This window comes from Pseudactinotalea suaedae, from assembly GCF_009733815.1.
Lineage (GTDB): Bacteria > Actinomycetota > Actinomycetes > Actinomycetales > Beutenbergiaceae > Pseudactinotalea > Pseudactinotalea suaedae.
In genome coordinates, this window is sequence record NZ_WNXY01000006.1 from 13331 (window position 1) to 31376 (window position 18046).

Annotated in this window: 17 protein-coding genes; 12 read left to right on the top strand and 5 right to left on the bottom strand. The window is 72.0% G+C overall.

Going from position 1 to position 18046, the window contains the following annotated elements; translation table 11 throughout:
- Positions 1–31: 31 nt before the first annotated feature.
- Complete coding sequence (locus tag GPA04_RS10945) at positions 32–508, bottom strand: hypothetical protein (protein WP_156224140.1); 477 nt, start codon at positions 506–508, stop codon at positions 32–34.
- A 110-nt stretch (positions 509–618) separates the two neighbouring features.
- On the opposite strand from GPA04_RS10945, the gene GPA04_RS10950 reads away from it, so the two are divergent.
- From GPA04_RS10950 to GPA04_RS10985, 8 genes are all read left to right on the top strand, one after another.
- Positions 619–2022 (top strand): class II fumarate hydratase, encoded by a 1404-nt coding sequence (locus GPA04_RS10950; RefSeq protein WP_156224141.1) that lies wholly within the window; start codon positions 619–621, stop codon positions 2020–2022.
- A complete protein-coding gene (locus tag GPA04_RS10955; protein WP_206674197.1) occupies positions 2019–2441 on the top strand; it encodes a GNAT family N-acetyltransferase in 423 nt (140 codons plus the stop codon). Before GPA04_RS10950 ends, GPA04_RS10955 begins: the two co-directional genes overlap by 4 nt.
- Positions 2442–2556: 115 nt before the next feature.
- Positions 2557–3579, top strand: coding sequence for a LacI family DNA-binding transcriptional regulator (locus GPA04_RS10960; protein ID WP_156224142.1), 1023 nt, complete (start codon positions 2557–2559; stop codon positions 3577–3579).
- 122 nt (positions 3580–3701) lie between these two features.
- Positions 3702–4631 (top strand): ABC transporter substrate-binding protein, encoded by a 930-nt coding sequence (locus GPA04_RS10965; protein WP_206674198.1) that lies wholly within the window; start codon positions 3702–3704, stop codon positions 4629–4631.
- A complete protein-coding gene (locus GPA04_RS10970; protein ID WP_156224144.1) occupies positions 4628–5482 on the top strand; it encodes an ABC transporter permease in 855 nt (284 codons plus the stop codon). Before GPA04_RS10965 ends, GPA04_RS10970 begins: the two co-directional genes overlap by 4 nt.
- A 1-nt stretch (position 5483) precedes the next feature.
- Positions 5484–6281, top strand: coding sequence for an ABC transporter ATP-binding protein (locus GPA04_RS10975; protein WP_156224145.1), 798 nt, complete (start codon positions 5484–5486; stop codon positions 6279–6281).
- Positions 6278–7087, top strand: coding sequence for an ABC transporter permease (locus GPA04_RS10980; protein WP_206674199.1), 810 nt, complete (start codon positions 6278–6280; stop codon positions 7085–7087). The genes GPA04_RS10975 and GPA04_RS10980 overlap by 4 nt, the downstream gene beginning before the upstream one ends.
- The gene (locus GPA04_RS10985) at positions 7084–8115 is read left to right on the top strand and encodes an amidohydrolase family protein (protein WP_156224146.1); all 1032 of its coding nucleotides are present in this window, start codon (positions 7084–7086) and stop codon (positions 8113–8115) included. The genes GPA04_RS10980 and GPA04_RS10985 overlap by 4 nt, the downstream gene beginning before the upstream one ends.
- 95 nt (positions 8116–8210) lie before the next feature.
- Here GPA04_RS10985 and GPA04_RS10990 read toward each other — a convergent pair whose 3' ends face one another.
- Complete coding sequence (locus GPA04_RS10990; protein ID WP_156224147.1) at positions 8211–9065, bottom strand: sugar phosphate isomerase/epimerase family protein; 855 nt, start codon at positions 9063–9065, stop codon at positions 8211–8213.
- A gap of 67 nt (positions 9066–9132) precedes the next feature.
- On the bottom strand, positions 9133–9684 hold the full coding sequence (locus GPA04_RS10995; protein WP_156224148.1) for a cob(I)yrinic acid a,c-diamide adenosyltransferase: 552 nt from the start codon (positions 9682–9684) through the stop codon (positions 9133–9135).
- 263 nt (positions 9685–9947) lie between these two features.
- On the opposite strand from GPA04_RS10995, the gene GPA04_RS11000 reads away from it, so the two are divergent.
- The 4 genes from GPA04_RS11000 to GPA04_RS11015 are packed head-to-tail and all read left to right on the top strand — an operon-like array spanning position 9948 to position 14179.
- On the top strand, positions 9948–10709 hold the full coding sequence (locus GPA04_RS11000; RefSeq protein ID WP_156224149.1) for a hypothetical protein: 762 nt from the start codon (positions 9948–9950) through the stop codon (positions 10707–10709).
- Complete coding sequence (locus GPA04_RS11005; protein ID WP_162458589.1) at positions 10706–11800, top strand: CbiQ family ECF transporter T component; 1095 nt, start codon at positions 10706–10708, stop codon at positions 11798–11800. The genes GPA04_RS11000 and GPA04_RS11005 overlap by 4 nt, the downstream gene beginning before the upstream one ends.
- Entirely contained in the window at positions 11797–13404 is a 1608-nt protein-coding gene (locus GPA04_RS11010) for an ABC transporter ATP-binding protein (protein ID WP_156224151.1), read from the top strand. The genes GPA04_RS11005 and GPA04_RS11010 overlap by 4 nt, the downstream gene beginning before the upstream one ends.
- A complete protein-coding gene (locus tag GPA04_RS11015) occupies positions 13397–14179 on the top strand; it encodes an ECF transporter S component (protein WP_156224152.1) in 783 nt (260 codons plus the stop codon). Before GPA04_RS11010 ends, GPA04_RS11015 begins: the two co-directional genes overlap by 8 nt.
- Before the next feature lie 11 nt (positions 14180–14190).
- On the opposite strand, the gene icmF is transcribed toward GPA04_RS11015, so the two are convergent.
- On the bottom strand, positions 14191–17433 hold the full coding sequence (icmF, locus tag GPA04_RS11020) for a fused isobutyryl-CoA mutase/GTPase IcmF (RefSeq protein WP_156224153.1): 3243 nt from the start codon (positions 17431–17433) through the stop codon (positions 14191–14193).
- A gap of 4 nt (positions 17434–17437) precedes the next feature.
- A complete protein-coding gene (locus GPA04_RS11025; protein ID WP_156224154.1) occupies positions 17438–17935 on the bottom strand; it encodes a GNAT family N-acetyltransferase in 498 nt (165 codons plus the stop codon).
- Between the last annotated feature and the right edge of the window lie 111 nt (positions 17936–18046).

Genomic DNA, 18046 nt, shown 5'->3' on the forward strand with positions numbered 1-18046 from the left:
GTCGATCGACCGGTCTCCCAGGGTGGACGCCTCAGCGCTCGCCGAGCACCGAGACGAACGCGCCCGCCGTGATGACGACGCCGATCCAGGGCCCGACGACCCCCAGCAGCACCGCGCCGATGCCCTCGGCGCGGCCGCGCCGCTGGCTGATCGCGACCCCGCCCTGGATGATCGCCCACAGCCCGAACCCGAACCACAGCAGCAACCCGTTGACCAGGCCGAACGACGTCAGCATCGCCACGTTCCCGCCGCCGGGACCGTCGAGCGCCGCCGGCGTGAGCACCGCGGCGACGGCGAGGCCGTTGACGAGCGAGCCGAGCACCGCGACGATCCCTGCCCCGAGGGCGACCCGGCCGAGCGCCGGCGACGTCGGCCGCGCGGGTGGGGCGAAGCCGGCGTACGGGCCGTAGGCGCCGTAGCCGGCCGGAGGACCGCCGACGGCGGAGGGCGGCGCGGGGGCCGGTGCGGATCCCGGGTCGCCCCACGGGGCGGGTGGCGGCTGCGTCACAGGAGCATCGTCGCAGACCGGTGCGCCGCCGTCGGGGACGAGAGGCCGACCGAGGCACCCACCGGTGGGATACTCGCAGGCGGCAGAGCTGACCCTGACGGAGCGGAATGATGAGCGAGCGCAGCGCCGACGCGCAGGAGTACCGGATCGAGCACGACACGATGGGGGAGGTCCGCGTCCCGAAGACGGCGAAGTACCGGGCCCAGACCCAACGGGCCGTGGAGAACTTCACGATCTCCGGCGTCGGGCTCTCCCGGCACCACATCGCTGCGCTCGCGCAGATCAAGCGAGCCGCCGCGCTGGCGAACGCCGAGCTCGGGGTGATCGACCAGGCCAGGGCCGAGGCGATCGTCGTCGCCGCCGACCGTGTGATCGCGGGCGAGTTCGACCACGACTTCCCGATCGACGTCTTCCAGACCGGGTCCGGGACGTCCTCGAACATGAACACCAACGAGGTGATCGCGACGCTCGCCACCGAGGCCGGCACCGAGGTGCACCCGAACGACCACGTCAACGCGAGCCAGTCCAGCAACGACGTGTTTCCGGCGTCGATCCACATCGCCGCCACCGAAGCGGTCATCTCCGAGCTGCTGCCGGGGCTGGAGACGCTCGCGAGCTCGCTCGAGACGAAGGCGACCGAGCTGGCCGACGTCGTCAAGTCCGGCCGCACCCACCTCATGGACGCGACGCCGGTGACGCTGGGCCAGGAGTTCGGCGGCTACGCGCAGCAGATCCGCAACGGGATCGCGCGCGTGCAGGCTGCGCTGCCGCGGCTGGCCGAGCTGCCGCTGGGCGGCACCGCCGTGGGCACCGGCATCAACACCCCGCCGGGATTCCCGCAGCGCGTGATCGCGCTCGTCGCCGAGAACACCGGCCTCCCGGTGACGGAGGCGCCGAACCACTTCGAGGCGCAGGGTGCGCAGGACTCGCTCGTCGAGGTCAGCGGGGCGCTCCGCACGATCGCGGTCTCGCTGGTGAAGATCTGCAACGATCTGCGCTGGATGGGGTCCGGACCCCGCACCGGTCTGGGCGAGATCGCACTGCCCGACCTGCAGCCCGGGTCCTCGATCATGCCGGGCAAGGTCAACCCGGTGATCCCCGAGGCCACCCTGATGGTGTGTGCGCAGGTGATCGGCAACGACGCGACGATCACGTTCGCCGGTGCGTCGGGGAGCTTCGAGCTCAACGTGATGCTGCCGGTGCTGGCGCGGAACGTGCTCGAGTCGATCAACCTGCTCGCGAACGCCTCCCGGGCGCTGGCGACCAGGTGCGTGGACGGGCTGACGGCGAACGTGGACCGGTGCCGGCAGCTCGCGGAGTCCTCGCCGTCGATCGTCACGCCGCTGAACCGGGTGATCGGGTACGAGGCGGCGGCGAAGATCGCCAAGCACTCGGTCGCGCAGGGGCTGACGATCCGTGAGGCGGTGATCGACCTGGGGTACGTGGAGCGCGGCGAGGTCTCGGTCGAGCAGCTCGACGCCGCTCTCGACGTGATGTCGATGACGCACCCGTGACGGGTGCCGTGGTCCGGCCGGTGCGGGCGGCGGATCACGCGTTCCTGACCGAGCACGAGCGCCACATCTCGGCGGACGAGCTCCACGGGGTGATCGCGCGCGGCAGGGTGCTGGTCTCCGAGGTCGACGGTGCAGCGGCGGGGTGGCTGCGGTGGGGTCTGTTCTGGGACCAGATCCCGTTCATGAACCTGCTGATGGTGCTCGAGCCGCACCGCGGGCGAGGGCTGGGTCGTGCTCTCGTGGAGGTCTGGGAGCGCGCGATGGCCGCCGACGGTCACAGCCTGGTGCTCACCTCGACCCTGGCGACGGAGTCGGCGCAGCATCTCTACCGGCACCTGGGATACGTGGACAGCGGAAGCCTGCTGCTCCCCGGTGAGCCCACCGAGCTGGTGCTCCGCAAGGAGCTCACGCCCGCCTGAGCAACGGCGACGGCGTCGCCGCCGCCGGCCCACGGCGTCGACCGCGAGCCGGTGAGCGCGCGGCTCGCCATCTGTGGTGAGATCGATCCCGATCGGGCCAGGGGAGGATCTTCAGATGCCAGCACGGGACGAGCAGGCGGCGCCGTTGACGCTGTCCGACATCGCGCGACTCGCGGGAGTCAGTCGGTCGGCGGCCTCGCGTGCGCTCGATCAGCAGTCGCCGTCGAACTCGGCAGGCGCGAAGCGGGTCCGCGCGATCGCGGCCGAGCACGGCTACGTCCCCAACGCGTGGGCGGCCAACCTCCGCCGGCAGCGCAGCGGGCTGATCGGCGTGGTCGTGCCCCGGCTGACCGACACCATCATGGCGATGCTGTACGAGGCGCTGGTCGTGGAGTGCGAGAGCCGAGGTCTGCGGGCGACGGTCGTCACCACGGGTGACGAGCCGAGGCGTGAGCTGGAGCTCGGCAGGTCGTTGGTCGCCCAACGGGTCGACGGGTTGATCCTGACGACGGCGCGGACCGACGGTTCTGATCCGCTGCTCACCGAGCTACGCGAGCAGGGGGTTCCGCACGCCTTGGCTCTGCGCAGCGACGGCATCAGCCCGTGCGCGGCGGTCGAGGACGTCCTCGGGGGCACCCTGGCGACCCAGCACCTGCTCGATCACGGGCATCGCAGGATCGCCTTCGTCGGTGGCCCTCGCTACGCGTCGAGCTCTCAGGGCAGGGAGCGCGGATACCGCGAGGCGCTGCAGGCGGCCGGCCTGGAGGTCGCGCCCGAGCTGGTGCTGGAGTCCAACTTCAGCATGGAAGCCGGTGCGGACGCGGGGCGGCGGCTGCTGGCGCTGGCCGAGCCGCCGACAGCGGTGTTCACCGCGAACGACAGCCTCGCCGTCGGCCTGCTCGCCGTGGCGCAGCGACGTGGCCTGAGGGTGCCCACGGATCTCTCGGTGGTCGGCTACAACGACACGCGGCTGGCGTCCAACCTTGCCGTGCCGCTGACGAGCGTGCGCGTGGACTTCACCGCCTTGGCCCGGGACGCCATGGATCTGCTCTCGGCCGGCCACGAGATCGAGCCCGGGGTCACCCGCACCACGGCGCCCGTGCTCGTCGAACGGGAGTCCGTGGCACGGCCGGGTTGACCAATCGGGATCGATCCCGGTACCGTCTGCCTCGGGGAATCACCCTGACGCCTTGGAGGACGACGATGTCTAGTAACCGTAATCGGGATCGATCCCGCCGCTTTGTCACGACGTTGGCAGCCGTGACGGTCGCCGGGCTGGGCCTCGCCGCCTGCTCCGACGGCGATGGCGGCAGCGAGGGCGGGCAGTCGTTCACGGTGGCCGTGATCGAGCCGGACATCACGACCGTGCCGCTGCTGGCCGCGCTGGAGGACATGCGCGAGCAGGGCTACGACATCGAGGTGGTCGAGCTCGCTGAGCCGGAGCTCGCCATCGAAGGGCTCTCCAACGGCGACTACGCGATCTCGGCCGAGTCCACCAGCCCCGCGCTCGTCGCCATCGAGGCCGGCGCACCGATCAAGATCATCGCGAACGTCATCGGGAACCAGTGGGCCGTCTACGGCCAGGAGGGCATCGCCACCTGCGACGACCTCGTGGGACAGCCTTTCGGGATCTTCAGCGAGGGCGCCGTCGCCACCGCGATGGTGCGCGACTGGGTCGCGCAGGACTGCAGCGACGGTGAGCCCGAGTATCTCGTGATCGGAGGCTCGGACGTGCGCGCGCAGGCGCTCCTGCAGGGCCAGATCCAAGCCACCGCTCTGGAGATCTCCGACGTGGTCACGCTGAGCGCGGCCGGTGACGTGGAGTTCACCGAGATCGTCGACTTCGGCGAGGAGCTCCCCGAGCTGCACCCGCAGACCGTCTACGCCAACGACGAGTTCCTGTCGGGGCAGAGCGAGGCCGCCCAGGCCTTCGTGGACGCGCTCGTGACGCAGCACGAGGCGATCAACGCGGACCCGACCCACCTCGTGGAGCTGGTCGAGACGCACCTCGGCGAGAGCGACGACCTGACGCTGGAGATCGCCACGACCTACGTCGAGAACGGGCTCTTCGACGCCGGTTCCCTCACTCCGGAGAGCGTCCAGGGAACGATCGACTTCTTCATCGGCGCCGGCGTGATCTCCGAGGGGATGACGGCCGAGCAGGTCGCCGACCTCAGCTTTCTCGGATGACCGCGACCGTGCCCGCGCGGACGCCCGAGCGCACCTCGGAGTCGCCGGTACCGCCTCGTCGGCGTGACCGGCGGCCCGCGTGGGTCCGTGCGCTCGACAGCACCACCGCCTACCAGTTGCTCGGGTTCGCGCTGTTCGCGGTCGCGTGGCAGCTGTACGGCACCTATTGGGGCGGGCTGCTGGTCCCGACGTTCACCGAGACCGTGCTCGCGGTCGGCGATCTCGTGGTCGACCCGGAGTTCTGGTCGGCGTTCGCCGTCAGCAACCAGGCGCTCGTGCTGGGATTTCTCGCGGCCGTCGTGCTCGGTGTCCCGCTGGGACTGCTGCTCGGCCGGTTCCCGGTGGCCGAGCGGCTGAGCAACGTGTACCTCAACATCCTGCTCGTCACACCGATGGCCGCGATCATCCCGCTGCTGGTGATGTCGGTCGGGTTCGGGCTGGCCTCCCGCGTGATCCTCGTGACGATCTTCGCCATCGTCATGGTCGTGGTGAACGTGCGCTCCGGGGTGCGCCAGGTGGACCCGGCACTGCTGCAGATGGCCAGGTCGTTCGGCGCCAGCGAACGTCAGACCTGGATGCGGGTGCTGATCCCCGGTGCGCTGCCGTCGATCATGACCGGCATCAGGCTCGGCCTGGGCCGCGCGGTCACCGGCATGGTGATCGTCGAGCTCCTGATGGTCTCCGTCGCGCTCGGCGGCCTCATCCTCAACTATCGCAGCCGTTTCGACGGCGCCCACCTGTACGCCACCATCGTGCTCATTCTGATCGAGGCCCTGGTCCTCATCGGTGCCGCGCGGTGGTTGGAGAGCCGACTGGCCCCCTGGGCCGTCAACCAGCGGAAGAACGGCTGACATGATCGAGATCCGCGGCCTGAGCAAGGCCTATCGAGGACAGGACGGTTCGCAGGTCCAGGCGCTCGCCGACGTCGACCTGACGGTGCGGGACAACGAGTTCCTCACCGTGCTGGGGCCGAGCGGCTGCGGCAAGACGACCATGCTGAAGATGATCGCCGGGCTGATCCCGTGGGACGAGGGGTCGATCGCGATCGACGGCGTCGAGGTCGACGGGCCCGGTCCCGAGCGGGCGATGGTGTTCCAGAACTTCGCGCTGCTCCCGTGGGCGACCGTGCTCGACAACGTGGCGTTCGGGCTCGAGATGCGCGGCGTCGGCAAGGCGGAGCGTCATGAACGTGCTCGCGAGCTCGTCACGACGGTCGGGCTCGCCGGCTTCGAGACCAAGCGGCCGGGCGAGCTCTCGGGCGGCATGCAGCAGCGGGTCGGGCTCGCGCGGGCGCTGGCCGTGCAGCCGAAGGTGCTGCTGATGGACGAGCCCTTCGGCGCGGTGGACGAGCAGACCAGGCGGCTGCTGCAGGAGGAGCTGCTGGCGATCTGGGAGCACAACCGCGTCACGGTCGTCTTCATCACGCACTCGATGGAGGAGGCGGTGCTGCTCGGCGACCGCGTGGTGCTCATGAGCGCGCGCCCCGGCCAGATCTCCGAGATCGTCGACGTGCCCCTGGAGCGGCCCCGCTCCTCCGACGTCGGGGGCTTGGAGCGCTCGAGCGAGTACAGCGAGATCACGGCGCACCTCTGGGAGCGGCTCCGCGAGATGCACGCCGAGCACGGACGTGTCGGCGGGATCGCCTCGTGAGCGCCGCGCTGGCTCCGAGCCCGTCGTTGCGCACGCGCGTCGAGCGGCTGAGCGGTGCCCAGGCCAGCGCCTTGTCCCTCGCGATCGGTGCGGTGCTGTGGGAGATCGTCGGCCGGGTTGCGCAGGTGCCGTTCTTCCCGCCCCTGAGCGAGGTCCTCGTCAGGCTCGGGGACATGGTCGTCACCGGCCAGATCGTGGGCAATCTCGCCGAGAGCCTGGGCAACCTCGTGATCGGCTTCGGGGTCTCGCTCACGATCGGTCTGGTGCTGGGAACGGCGATGGGTCGCTACCGGCGCGTCAACGCGATGTTCGGGATCTACGTGTACGCGCTGCTGACGGCGCCCTCGCTGGTGTTCGCGCCCATCTTCTTCTCGATCCTGGGCTCGGGCAGAGGCTCGATCGTGGGCGTCGTCGTCATGTACTCGACCTTCATCATGATCATCACGACCGCGTCCGCCGTCGAGAACGTCTCACCGGGTCTGGTCGAGATGGGCCGTTCCTACGGAGCCGGCGAGTGGCGACTGCTGACCCGCGTGATCCTGCCGGCCGCGGCGCCCTCGATCTTCACCGGTATCCGCCTCGGCGTCGGCCGCGCAGTAACGGGCATGATCAACGGCGAGATGTTCATCGCCGTCGTCGGGCTGGGCCGGATCGTGACGCAGGCCGGCAAGAGGTTCGACGGCGCCGGTGTGCTCGCGATCCTGCTCGTCATCATCGTCGTCGCCGTGGCCGCCGTCGCCCTCACCCAGCTGGTCGACCGACGCATCACGAGCTGGGTCCCTCAGACATCCAAGGACGCCGCATGAAGCTCGACGCCTTCAGCCACATTCTGCCTCGCCGGTACTTCGAGGAGATGCAGAAGTTCGTCACCGACCCGGGCTCGCTCAAGCGCTGGCTCGAGCTCGACGCCCTGCACGACGTCGAGGCGCGGCTGGAGATGATGGACGAGTTCGGCCCGGACTACCAGCAGATCCTCACGCTCTCGTCACCGCCGATCGAGCTGCTCGCACCGCCGGAGGCGTCCCCGGGGCTGGCCAGGCTGGCGAACGAGTGCATGCGCGAGCTGTGCGACCGGTACCCCGAGCGGTTTCCCGCATTCGTGGCGTCGCTGCCGATGAACGCACCCGAGTCGGCCGTGCGCGAGATCGATCACGCGGTGGACGTGCTGGGTGCGCGGGGCGTGCAGGTCTTCACCAACGTCAACGGCGAGGCCCTGGACTCGCCCCGGTTCGCGCCGGTCTTCGGCGCCGCCTCCGACCGGGAGCTGGGGGTGTGGATGCACCCCACGCGGAGCGCCGCTGCGGCGGACTACCGGACCGAGACGACGTCGAGGTTCGAGATCTGGTGGGCGTTCGGGTGGCCCTACGAGACCAGCGCCGCGATGGCGCGGATGGTCTTCTCGGGCATGTTCGACCGGCACCCGGGGCTGCGGGTGGTGACGCACCACATGGGCGCCATGATCCCGTCGATGGAGGGGCGCATCCGGCTCGGCTGGGCGGACCAGTTCGGCAGCCGGACGGACGACCCCGAGTACGCGTCGCTGGTGTCGCGGCTCGAGCGGGAACCGATCGAGTACTTCCGCGACTTCTACGCCGACACCGCGCTGTCGGGGTCGGCGATCGGCACCCGGGCGGGGCTGGAGTTCTTCGGATCCGAGCGTGTGGTGTTCGCCAGCGACTGCCCGTTCGACCCCGAGGGCGGGCCGATGTACATCCGCGAGATGATCAAGGTCATCGACGAGCTCGACATCTCCGAGGAGGTCCGGCACCGGATCTACGAGGGCAACGTCCGGGACCTCATGAGGCTGCACGACCACGCGGTGACGCAGGGGTAACTGACCGGCCGTCGGGCGGGCAGAACTCGACGCCCGTCGGACTCCAGGCGCCGGGACAACCGGTTGCCGCGCTCGCGGGCGACCAGTTCTGCCCGCTAGTGGCGGAGCAGGTCGGTGAAGCCGAGGTCGACCAGGTGGCGGTAGGAGAGGGCCAGGGCGTCGAACTCGTCCACGCCGTAGGTGGCGTCCTGCTCGACGAAGGCGTGCGGCGCACCGATCTCGACGGCGGTGCGCACGATCGCCTCCATGTCCAGCGTGCCCTCGCCCACCTCCGCGAACTGCACGCCGAACAGCGCCTCGCGCACCGGGCCGGGGTCGCCGGCGCGCAGCGCCTCGTACGCCTCGGCGTTCGGCAGCGCCAGCCGGTAGTCCTTCAGGTGCACCAGCGCGACGCGGTCACCGTAGTGGCGCAGCGTCCGCACCGGGTCCAGACCGCCGCGGTGGATCCAGTGGACGTCGAGCTCGAGCTGCACGAGCGGGGCGGCATCGAGGATGATGTCGAGCACCCGGTCGCCGCCCACGCGGGCGAACTCGATCGCGTGGTTGTGGAAGCAGAGGGTGACGCCGCGCTCGGCCAGGACCGGGGCGGCCGCGTTGGCCTGCCGGGCGGCCGCGCGGATCGTGTCGGCGTTCTCGTACGCCGCCGGCGGAAACATCCCGATCCGCACGAACGGGCTGCCGAGCTTCACGGCCGCCTCCGCGACCCCCACGGCGTCCTGCGTGAGCGAGTGGCCGTCCTCGGCGGTCAGCGGCGCGCTCGTGGCGTTCACGGCCACGCCGTGCTCGGTCGAGGCCGCGGCGATCTCCGCGACGTTGTCCGGGGTCATCGCCAGCGCGGAGATCTCGATCGAGCGGTAGCCGATCTCCGCCACCCGTCGGAAGGTCTCGGTGATACCGAGCTCCGCGAACCGGGTGCGAAGCGTGAAGCCTTGAGCGCCGATGGTCGTCATGGGACGACGCTAGGGGTGGGAGATACGCCGCGCACCGGCTTGCCGCCGATTGCCGCCCGCCCCCGGCTCAGGCCCGGCTGGCCGGTTCCTCCTCGCCGGCCGCGCGCCGCCCGAGCACGAACAGCAGGTCGGAGAGCCGATTCAGGTAGTGGCGAGCGTCCTGGCTCACGTGCGCTCCGCCGTCGGCGGCCGCGACGGCGAGCCGCTCGGCTCGCCGGGCGACGGTGCGCGCGAGATCGAGAGCGGCCTCGGTGGGGTTGGACCCCGGGACCAGGAACACCGGCCGCAGCGGCCGGACCACCAGCTCGGCGTCGATCCGGGCCTCGAGCGCGGCGACCATGGCCGGGCTGACGCGCGAGACGCCGTCCTCGAGCTTGCTGCGTCGCTCCGGGTGGGTCGCGAGGTCGGCACCGAGGACGAACAGCTCCCGCTGCAGCGCCAGCAGGTCTGCGGCCAGCGCGGCATCCGGACAGCCTGCGCGCGCCACCCCGAGCACAGCCGTGAGCTCGTCGACCGCGCCGTAGGCGTCGACGATCGCGTCAGCCTTGGACACCCGGCCGCCGTGGAACAGGCCGGTGGTGCCGTCGTCGCCGGTCCTGGTGTAGATCGAGCTCGCCATGGGTCGAGGATGGCAGGCGGCGGGACTCCGAGGCGGGCACAATGACTCTCACAACTGCACACGCGTCCCGGGGTCAGGGGAAGTCGGTCGAAGCCCGACGCTGACCCGCAACCGTAGATCGCACGCGCGATGAGCCGGATCGCCTGCCCGGGACGAGAGGAACCCACCGCCGAGGTCTGCGGGCGGGCCCGTTCACGAACAGCGCCTCGGCGGCCGTTCGGCTGGGCTGCGCCGTTCGACCCCCACGACCGAGAGCAGCCATCATGACCAGGACCGTTGCCAGCATCGCCGCCACCACCGCGCTCGGGGCGGCGAGCCTGATGGCCTCGGCCGTGCTCCTCGCCGCCCCCGCGGGCGCCGCCGTCGAGTCCTGCGAGGGCGGCGTGCTCGTGGTCGTCGACTTCACCGACCTCGGCGGCGAGGTGGAGACCGGCTGCGCCGAAGGGGACCCCCAGTCCGGACGGGACGCGCTCGAGCTGGCAGGGTTCGCGCCCGTCGACGGTGCCACCCCGGGGCTGGTCTGCACGATCGACGACCAGCCCGACCCGTGCCCGACCGCGTTCGAGGGCAGCTACTGGGCCTACTGGCAGGTGCACGACGGCGAGTGGGTCGCCTCCGAGGTCGGCTTCGACGAGGCCGACCCCACCCCCGGCGGCATCGAGGGCTGGCGCTACAACGACGGTTCCGTCCCGCCGCCGCTCCCGGACGCGGCCGCCGGTGTCGGCGGTGGCGCGACCGGTGAGGCCACCGAGGAAGGCACGGACGAGGCCGCGACCGACGAGACCGCGACCGACGAGGCCGGCGCCGAGGATGCGGCCACCGACGAGGCGACCACCGAGGACACCGGCACCGAGGAGAGCGGCGACGGCACCACCGCGGGTGAGGACGCCACCGACGACGGGTCCGAGCAGGACGCCGGTGGCGTGAGCCCGGCGCTGTGGGTGGTCCTCGGCGTGGTCGTGCTGGGGATCGTCGTGGGCGTCGTGGTTCGCGCCAGGCGCGCCAAGGAGGCAGCGCAGAAGTGACGACGGCGGTCGCCGAGCGTGCCACGCGGCGACCGCGGGCGGTGGCGCTCTCGCTGCACCCGCTCGCGTGGTGGGCGTGGGCGCTGGCGCTCGCCGTGGCGCTGAGCCGCGTCACGAACCCGGTCGTGGTGCTGCTGCTGGTGGTCGCCGTCGTCGCGGTCGTGCTGACCTGTCGTGGCGACGGCCGCTGGGGCCGCGCCTTCCGGGGGTATCTCGTCCTCGCCGGCGTCGTCGTGGTGATCCGGGTCGTCTTCCACCTCCTCGTGGGGGTCGACGGCGCAGGTCCCGTGCTGCTGGACCTGCCACGTCTCGACCTGCCTGCCTGGGCCGGTGGGCTCGACCTGCTCGGCCCGGTGCGGCTGGGCGGGCTGCTGAGCGCGGTCTACGGCGGGCTCGCGCTCGGTGCGTTGCTGCTGTGCTTCGGCGCCGCCAACAGCCTGGCGGACCCGGTCCGGGCGTTGCGGAGCCTGCCCGCCGCGCTGCACCCGATCGGGACCGCCGTCGTGGTGGCGGTCACGGTCGCCCCGCGGCTGGTGACCTCGTTCGCGCGGGTGCGCCGCGCGCAACGGCTGCGCGGGCTGCCGGGCCGCGGGTGGCGCGGGCTCGCGGCCACGGTCGTCCCGGTGCTGTCCGACGCCCTCGACCACGCGCTCGCGCTGGCCGCCTCGATGGACTCCCGCGGATATGCACGCAGCGTCTCGGGTCGCCGCGACGTGGGTGCGGCGCTGACGCTCGCGCTGGCGGCGGCCGTGATCGGCACCTACGGGCTGCTCGACGCCCAGGCACCCTGGTGGCTCGGCGTGCCGATGCTCGCGGCCGGCACCACCGTCGCGCTCGCGGCCGGCTGGGTGGCGGGCCGACGCTCGCGACGAACCCGGTACCGACCCGATCGCTGGGGGCTGGCCGAGAGCTTCGTCGCGGCGTCCGGCGTGGTGGCCGCCGCGCTCGCGCTGCTCAGCCCCGAGCTGCGTCAGACCGTGCTCCCCGGCGCGCCGCCGCTGGCGTGGCAGGCGCTCGCGGTCGCGGCGCTCGCGGCCATGCCGGCGGTGGCGATCGGCGGTCGTCCCCAACGGCTGGAGGCGGGGCCGTGATCGAGCTGGTCGACGTCACCCTGACCTACCCCGACGCCGCGGCGCCGGTGCTGCGCGAGGTGAGCCTCGCCGTCGAGCGTGGCGAGATGCTCCTGGTGGTCGGGGGGACGGGATCGGGCAAGTCCACCCTGCTCGCCGCCATCAGCGGGGCCTTCCCGCACAGCACGGGTGGTGAGCTGCGCGGGTCGGTGCGGGTGGCCGGTCGCGACACCCGCGAGCACCGGCCGCGCGACCTGGCCGATGTCGTCGGGGTGGTCGGGCAGGACCCGGAGGCGACCTTCGTGACCGGCACGGTGGAGGAGGAGCTCGCCTACACGCTCGAGCAGCTGGGGCTGCCGCCGGCGGTGATGCGGACCCGCGTCGAGGCCACGCTCGACCAGCTCGGGCTGGCGCACCTGCGCGCGCGGCCGCTCGAGACGCTCTCCGGTGGCGAGCAGCAGCGCGTCGCGATCGGCGCCGTGCTGAACGCCCACCCGCAGGTGCTCGTGCTCGACGAACCCACCTCGGCGCTCGACCCCGCGGCCGCCGAGGACGTGCTCGCCGCCGTGCACCGGCTGGTGCACGACCTCGGGCTCACCGTGGTGCTCGCCGAGCACCGGACCGAGCGGGTCGCCGGGCTCGTGGACCGGGTCGCGGTCGTGGCCCAGGGTCGTGTGCGGGTGGGGGAGCCCGCCGCGCTGCTGCCCGCGTACGAGGGGGCGCCGCCGGTGGTCGGTCTCGGCGCGCTCGTCGGCTGGCAGCCGGTGCCGATCACCGTGCGGGAGGCACGGCGACTGGCGGGTCCGCTGGCGGCGCAGCTGGGAACGTCGCCGCCGACCGGCTCGTACGTGCCGCCCGGGGAGCCGGTCCTGTCCGCCCGGAAGGTGACGGTCCGGCACGGGTCCACGACCGCCGTCGACGGCGTGGATCTCGACCTGCACCAGGGCGACGTCGTCGCGCTGATGGGACGCAACGGGGCCGGCAAGTCGTCGCTGCTGTGGGCGCTGCAGGGCTCCGGGAGACGGACGAGCGGCAGCGTGCGGCTGGCGGACGGCGCCGAGACCGCCGCGCTCGACCCGGTCGCCGCTCGCAGCCGCATCACCCTGCTGCCACAACCTGCCTCCGACCTGCTCTACCTGGCCGACGTGGCCAGCGAGTGCGCCGCCGCTGACGGCGGCTCCGGTCGCGCGCGCGCCGAGCTCGACGCCCTCGTGCCCGGGATCGCCGACGAGACCGATCCCCGCGACCTCTCCGAGGGCGGCCGGCTCGCGCTCGCGCTCGCGGTCCAGCTCAGTGCGGACGCCGAGGTCGTGCTGCTCGACGAGCCCACGCGTGGGCTCGACGCCGTGGCCAAGGCCGCGTTGTCGGCTCGCCTCCGTGAGCTCGCGGAGCAGGGACGGGCCGTGGTCGTCACGACGCACGACGTGGAGTTCGCCGCGACCTGCGCGAACCGGGTCGTCGTGCTCGCCGGCGGCGAGGTCGTGGCCGACGGCGTCGCGACCGACGTGCTCCGCGCCTCGCCGATGCTGGCACCCCAGGTCGCGAAGGTGCTCCCGCACGCCGGGGTGCTCACCGTGGCGGACGTCGCGACCAGGCTGGCCCGAGGCGGTGGTCGGGATGGGTGAGGCGATCCCGCTCCACCCGCGCTCCGCGCTCGTGCTGGGATTGGCGACGCTGGTGGGTCTGCTCGCCTTCGGCTGGCCGCTGCTGGTGGGCCCCGGTGCCGCGCTCGACGACGCGACGGCCGCCCCGCTCGTGCTCGGCGTCGTGCTGCTCGGGGTGCTGGCTGCTGTGCTGGTCGCGTTCGGCGAGGACGGGCTCGACGTCCGTGCCGTCGCGATGCTGGGGCTGCTGGCCGCCGTGGGCGCGGTCGTGCGGCCGCTCTCGGCCGGGGCTGCGGGCATCGAGACGGTGTTCGTGCTGGTGATCCTGGGCGGGCGGGTGTTCGGGGCCGGGTTCGGGTTCGTGCTCGGTGCGACCACGCTGTTCGCCTCCGCGTTGCTGACCGGGGGCGTGGGCCCGTGGCTGCCGTTCCAGATGGTCGCCGCCTCCTGGGTGGGCCTGGGCGCCGGGCTGCTGCCGCGGCTGCACCGGCGGGGGAGCTGGAGGGAGATCGCCGTGCTGTGCGGTTACGGGGCGGTCGCCGCGCTCGTGTTCGGCGTGGCGATGAACCTCTCGTTCTGGCCGTTCGTCCTCGGCGTCGGCAGCGACCTGTCCTACCTGCCGGGCGGACCGCTCGGCGAGAACCTGCGGCGGTTCGTCACCTTCACCGTGGTGACCTCCCTGGGCTGGGACATCGGACGCGCGATCACCACGGTGGTGGGGATCGCCGTCGTCGGGAGGGTCGTGCTGCCGCTGCTCCGCCGCACGGCCACGCGCGCCCGGTTCACCCCCGCCTGAGTGCGTCGGGCTCAGACGTTGCGGCGGTACCGGCCGCCGACGTCGAACAGCGCCTGCGTGATCTGCCCCAGGCTGGCGACCCGCACCGTCTCCATCAGCACGTCGAACACGTTCTCGCCCGCCAGGGCCGCCTGCCGCAGCCGGTCCAGCGCAGCAGGCGCCTCGTCGGCGTGCCGCGCGTGGGAGTCGGCGAGCCGGCCGACCTGGCCCGACTTCTCCTCCTCGCTCGAGCGCATCAGCGCGACCGGCGCGCGCTGCGTGTCGCCCGCAGGCGCGCGGAAGGTGTTGACGCCGATGATCGGCAGCGAGCCGTCGTGCTTGCGCATCTCGTACAGCATCGACTCGTCCTGGATCCGGCCGCGCTGGTACCCGGTCTCCATCGCACCGAGCACGCCGCCGCGGGAGGAGATCTGCTCGAGCTCGGCGAGGACAGCCTCCTCCACGAGATCGGTCAGCTCGGCCAGCACGAACGAGCCCTGGTTGGGGTTCTCGTTCATGCTGAGCCCCCACTCGGCGTTGATGATCATCTGGATCGCGAGCGCGCGCCGCACCGACTCCTCGGTGGGCGTGGTGATCGCCTCGTCGTAGGCGTTGGTGTGCAGACTGTTCGCGGAGTCGTACAGCGCGATCAGCGCCTGCAGCGTGGTGCGGATGTCGTTGAAGGCGATCTCCTGCGCGTGCAGGCTCCTGCCCGAGGTCTGGATGTGGTACTTCAACCGCTGCGACCGCTCGCTGGCTCCGTAGCGGTCGCGCATCACGATGGCCCAGATCCGCCGCGCCACGCGACCCAGCACCGCGTACTCGGGGTCCATGCCGTTGCTGAAGAAGAAGGACAGGTTGGGTGCGAAGTCGTCGATCGCCATCCCGCGCGCAAGGTAGGCCTCGACGTAGGTGAAGCCGTTCGCCAACGTGAAGGCGAGCTGGCTGAGAGGGTTGGCTCCGGCTTCAGCGATGTGATAGCCGCTGATCGAGACCGAGTAGAAGTGCCGCACCTCGTGCTCGACGAACCACTCGGCGATGTCGGCCATCACGCCGAGCGAGAAGTCCGTCGAGAAGATGCAGGTGTTCTGTCCCTGGTCCTCCTTGAGGATGTCCGCCTGCACGGTGCCGCGCACGGTGCGCAGCGCAGTCGAGCGGATCTCGGCCGCTTCGTCCTCCGTGGGCGTCCGGCCCTCCCGCTCCTCGAACAGCGCGAGCTGCTGGTCGATCGCGGTGTTGAGGAACATCGCCAGGATGGTGGGCGCGGGACCGTTGATCGTCATCGACACCGAGGTCGACGGGTCGCACAGGTCGAACCCGGCGTACAGCGCCACCATGTCGTCCAGCGTCGCGATCGACACCCCCGAGTTCCCGACCTTGCCGTACACGTCCGGCCGCTCGGCGGGATCCTGGCCGTACAGCGTGACCGAGTCGAACGCCGTCGAGAGCCGCGTCGCCGGCTGGCCCGCCGCGAGGTAGTGGAAGCGTCGGTTCGTGCGCGCGGGGTCACCCTCGCCGGCGAACATCCGCGCCGGGTGCTCGTCGGTGCGCCGCCGCGCGAACACCCCGGCGGTGAAGGGGAAGTGACCGGGCAGGTGCTCGGTACGGAGCCACGTGAGCAGGTCGCCCTGATCGTGCAGGCGGGGCAGCGCGAGCCTCGGCACCTTCGTGCCCGAGAGCGAGACCCCCGGCTCGGCCTCCTGCGCCCGCGCGGCCTGGTCGGGCCACCCGGTCAGCAGCGCTCGCGCCCACGGCGCGACCTCCTGCTCGACGGCGGAGCTCGCCTCGGTCAGCTCGCTCACCTCGAGACCGCGCCGGCTCAGCTCGGCTGCGGCGCCCTGCAGGTGCTGTGCGCGCCGGACCCGGGCGGCCTGCTCCGCGGTGGCGCGGTGGTACTCGCGCACGAGCGCAGCCGACTCGGCCAGGTGCTGCACCCGGTTGGCGGGGATCAGCGGCGACACCTGGGTCGAGACCCGCACCCCCGGATCGGCGGGTCCGGAGGTGCCCACGTCGAGCCCGTGCTCGGCCAGCTCGGCCCGCAGGAACGTCCACAGCCCGGTCACGCCGTCGTCGTTGAACCGGGAGGCGACCGTGCCGAACACCGGGAGCTCCTCGGGCGGCGTGGTCCACGCCTCGCGGCTGCGTGCGACCTGGCGCCGCACGTGCCGTAGCGCGTCCGGCGCTCCTGCGCGGTCGTACTTGTTGACCACCACGGCGTGGGCGAGCTCGAGCATGTCGATCTTCTCGAGCTGCATCGCCGCACCGAACTCCGGCGTCATCACGTAGATCGGCACGTCCACGTGGTCCACCACGTCCGCGTCGCCCTGCCCGATGCCCGGCGTCTCGACGATCACGAGCCCGGCACCCCACGCGGCTGCTGCGGCGATCACGTCGTCCAGGCAGTCCGGCAGCCCCGAGCCCGACGCCCGCGTGGCCAACGACCGGAAGAACACCCCGTCGCCGTCGATCGCATTCATCCGGATCCGGTCGCCGAGCAGCGCACCACCGCGGCGGCGCGAGGGGTCGACCGCGAGCACCACCACCCGCACCCGGTCGCCCAGGTCGAGCCGCAGCCGCCGGAGCAGCTCGTCGGTGAGCGAGGACTTCCCGGCACCGCCGGTTCCGGTGATGCCGAGGACCGGCACCCGCGCGGTCCCGCGCCGCTCCCGCAGCTGGTCCACGAGCGCGGCGTCGAGCGCCCCGACCTCCAGGGCCGTGATCGTCCGCGCCAGCGCACGCCGGTCGCCCTCGAGCAGCGCAGCCAGCTCAGCGACCGGCTCCGGCACCACGGCCGGGTCCACGTCGGCGGTCCGCACCACGATGTTGACCATGCCCGGCAGCCCGAGGCGCTGGCCGTCCTCGGGCGAGAAGATCTTCGCGACGCCGCGCGACTCCAGCAGCGCGATCTCCTCGGCGACGATCACACCACCACCGCCGCCGAACACCGGTACGTGCCCGCACCCGACGTGCTCCAGCTCGGCGAGCAGGTGCGTGAAGTACTCGACGTGCCCGCCCTGGTAGGAGGAGATCGCCACCGCCTGCGCGTCCTCGTCGGCGACCGCACGCACCACCTCCGCCACCGAGCGGTCGTGGCCGAGATGGATGACCTCGCACCCCTGCTGCTGCAGGATGCGCCGGATGATCGTGATCGCCGCGTCGTGACCGTCGAACAGGCTCGCCGCGGTGACCACGCGCACCGGGTGCGTCGGGACGTGGATGCTCACCGGTGGAGCGTGCGGCGTCCCGACGTCGTCGTCGAGATCGGTCCCGGACATCGACTCAGGCGAGCCGCAGGATGATGTCGTCGACCATGCGACCGCGCATCGCGTCGTAGCCGGTGTCCTGCCCGATGTGCCGGAAGCCGTTGCGCTTGAGGACCACCAGCGAGGCCTCGTTGCTGCGGTTCTGGCGCGCGAACACGGGGCGCTCTCGCACCTCGTCCAGGAACATCCGGAGCGCGTTGGTCCCGATCCCGCGACCCCAGTACTCGCGGTCGACCCAGTACCGCACGTAGGGCCGGTCCTCGTCGTCGAACTTCTCGATGTGGCCGACGACGGCGTGCTCCGGGTCCTCCGCGAGCGCGATGGTGCGCATCACCGCGGTGGGGGAGCGGCGCAGCTTCGCCCAGTAGGAGTCGAACGCCTGCGGGTCGCTGCCGTCCTCGGTCGAGGACGACGCCATCGCTTGCGCCTGCGGGTCCTGCAGGTAGGAGTAGAACGCGTGCAGGTCGGCGTCCTCGACATCTCGTAGCACGATCGCTACGGGGTTCTCGCTCATCACACCTCAGCTGTCCGTGGGCGGTGGGGCGGTCCCTTGCATGGTAGGCCCAGCCTCGAGCACCTGGGTCCGAACAGGTCGTCAGCACGCCCGACGGTGGTCCCGAGAACC

Bases quoted from the DNA above. Each gene is read 5' to 3' on its own strand.
- GPA04_RS10985 (WP_156224146.1), top strand. From the start codon at position 7,084: ATGAAGCTCGACGCCTTCAGCCACATTCTGCCTCGCCGGTACTTCGAG.
- icmF (WP_156224153.1), bottom strand. From the start codon at position 17,433: ATGTCCGGGACCGATCTCGACGACGACGTCGGGACGCCGCACGCTCCA.
- GPA04_RS10960 (WP_156224142.1), top strand. From the start codon at position 2,557: ATGCCAGCACGGGACGAGCAGGCGGCGCCGTTGACGCTGTCCGACATC.
- GPA04_RS11025 (WP_156224154.1), bottom strand. From the start codon at position 17,935: ATGAGCGAGAACCCCGTAGCGATCGTGCTACGAGATGTCGAGGACGCC.
- GPA04_RS10990 (WP_156224147.1), bottom strand. From the start codon at position 9,065: ATGACGACCATCGGCGCTCAAGGCTTCACGCTTCGCACCCGGTTCGCG.
- GPA04_RS10970 (WP_156224144.1), top strand. From the start codon at position 4,628: ATGACCGCGACCGTGCCCGCGCGGACGCCCGAGCGCACCTCGGAGTCG.
- GPA04_RS10995 (WP_156224148.1), bottom strand. From the start codon at position 9,684: ATGGCGAGCTCGATCTACACCAGGACCGGCGACGACGGCACCACCGGC.
- GPA04_RS11015 (WP_156224152.1), top strand. From the start codon at position 13,397: ATGGGTGAGGCGATCCCGCTCCACCCGCGCTCCGCGCTCGTGCTGGGA.
- GPA04_RS10975 (WP_156224145.1), top strand. From the start codon at position 5,484: ATGATCGAGATCCGCGGCCTGAGCAAGGCCTATCGAGGACAGGACGGT.
- GPA04_RS11000 (WP_156224149.1), top strand. From the start codon at position 9,948: ATGACCAGGACCGTTGCCAGCATCGCCGCCACCACCGCGCTCGGGGCG.
- GPA04_RS10950 (WP_156224141.1), top strand. From the start codon at position 619: ATGAGCGAGCGCAGCGCCGACGCGCAGGAGTACCGGATCGAGCACGAC.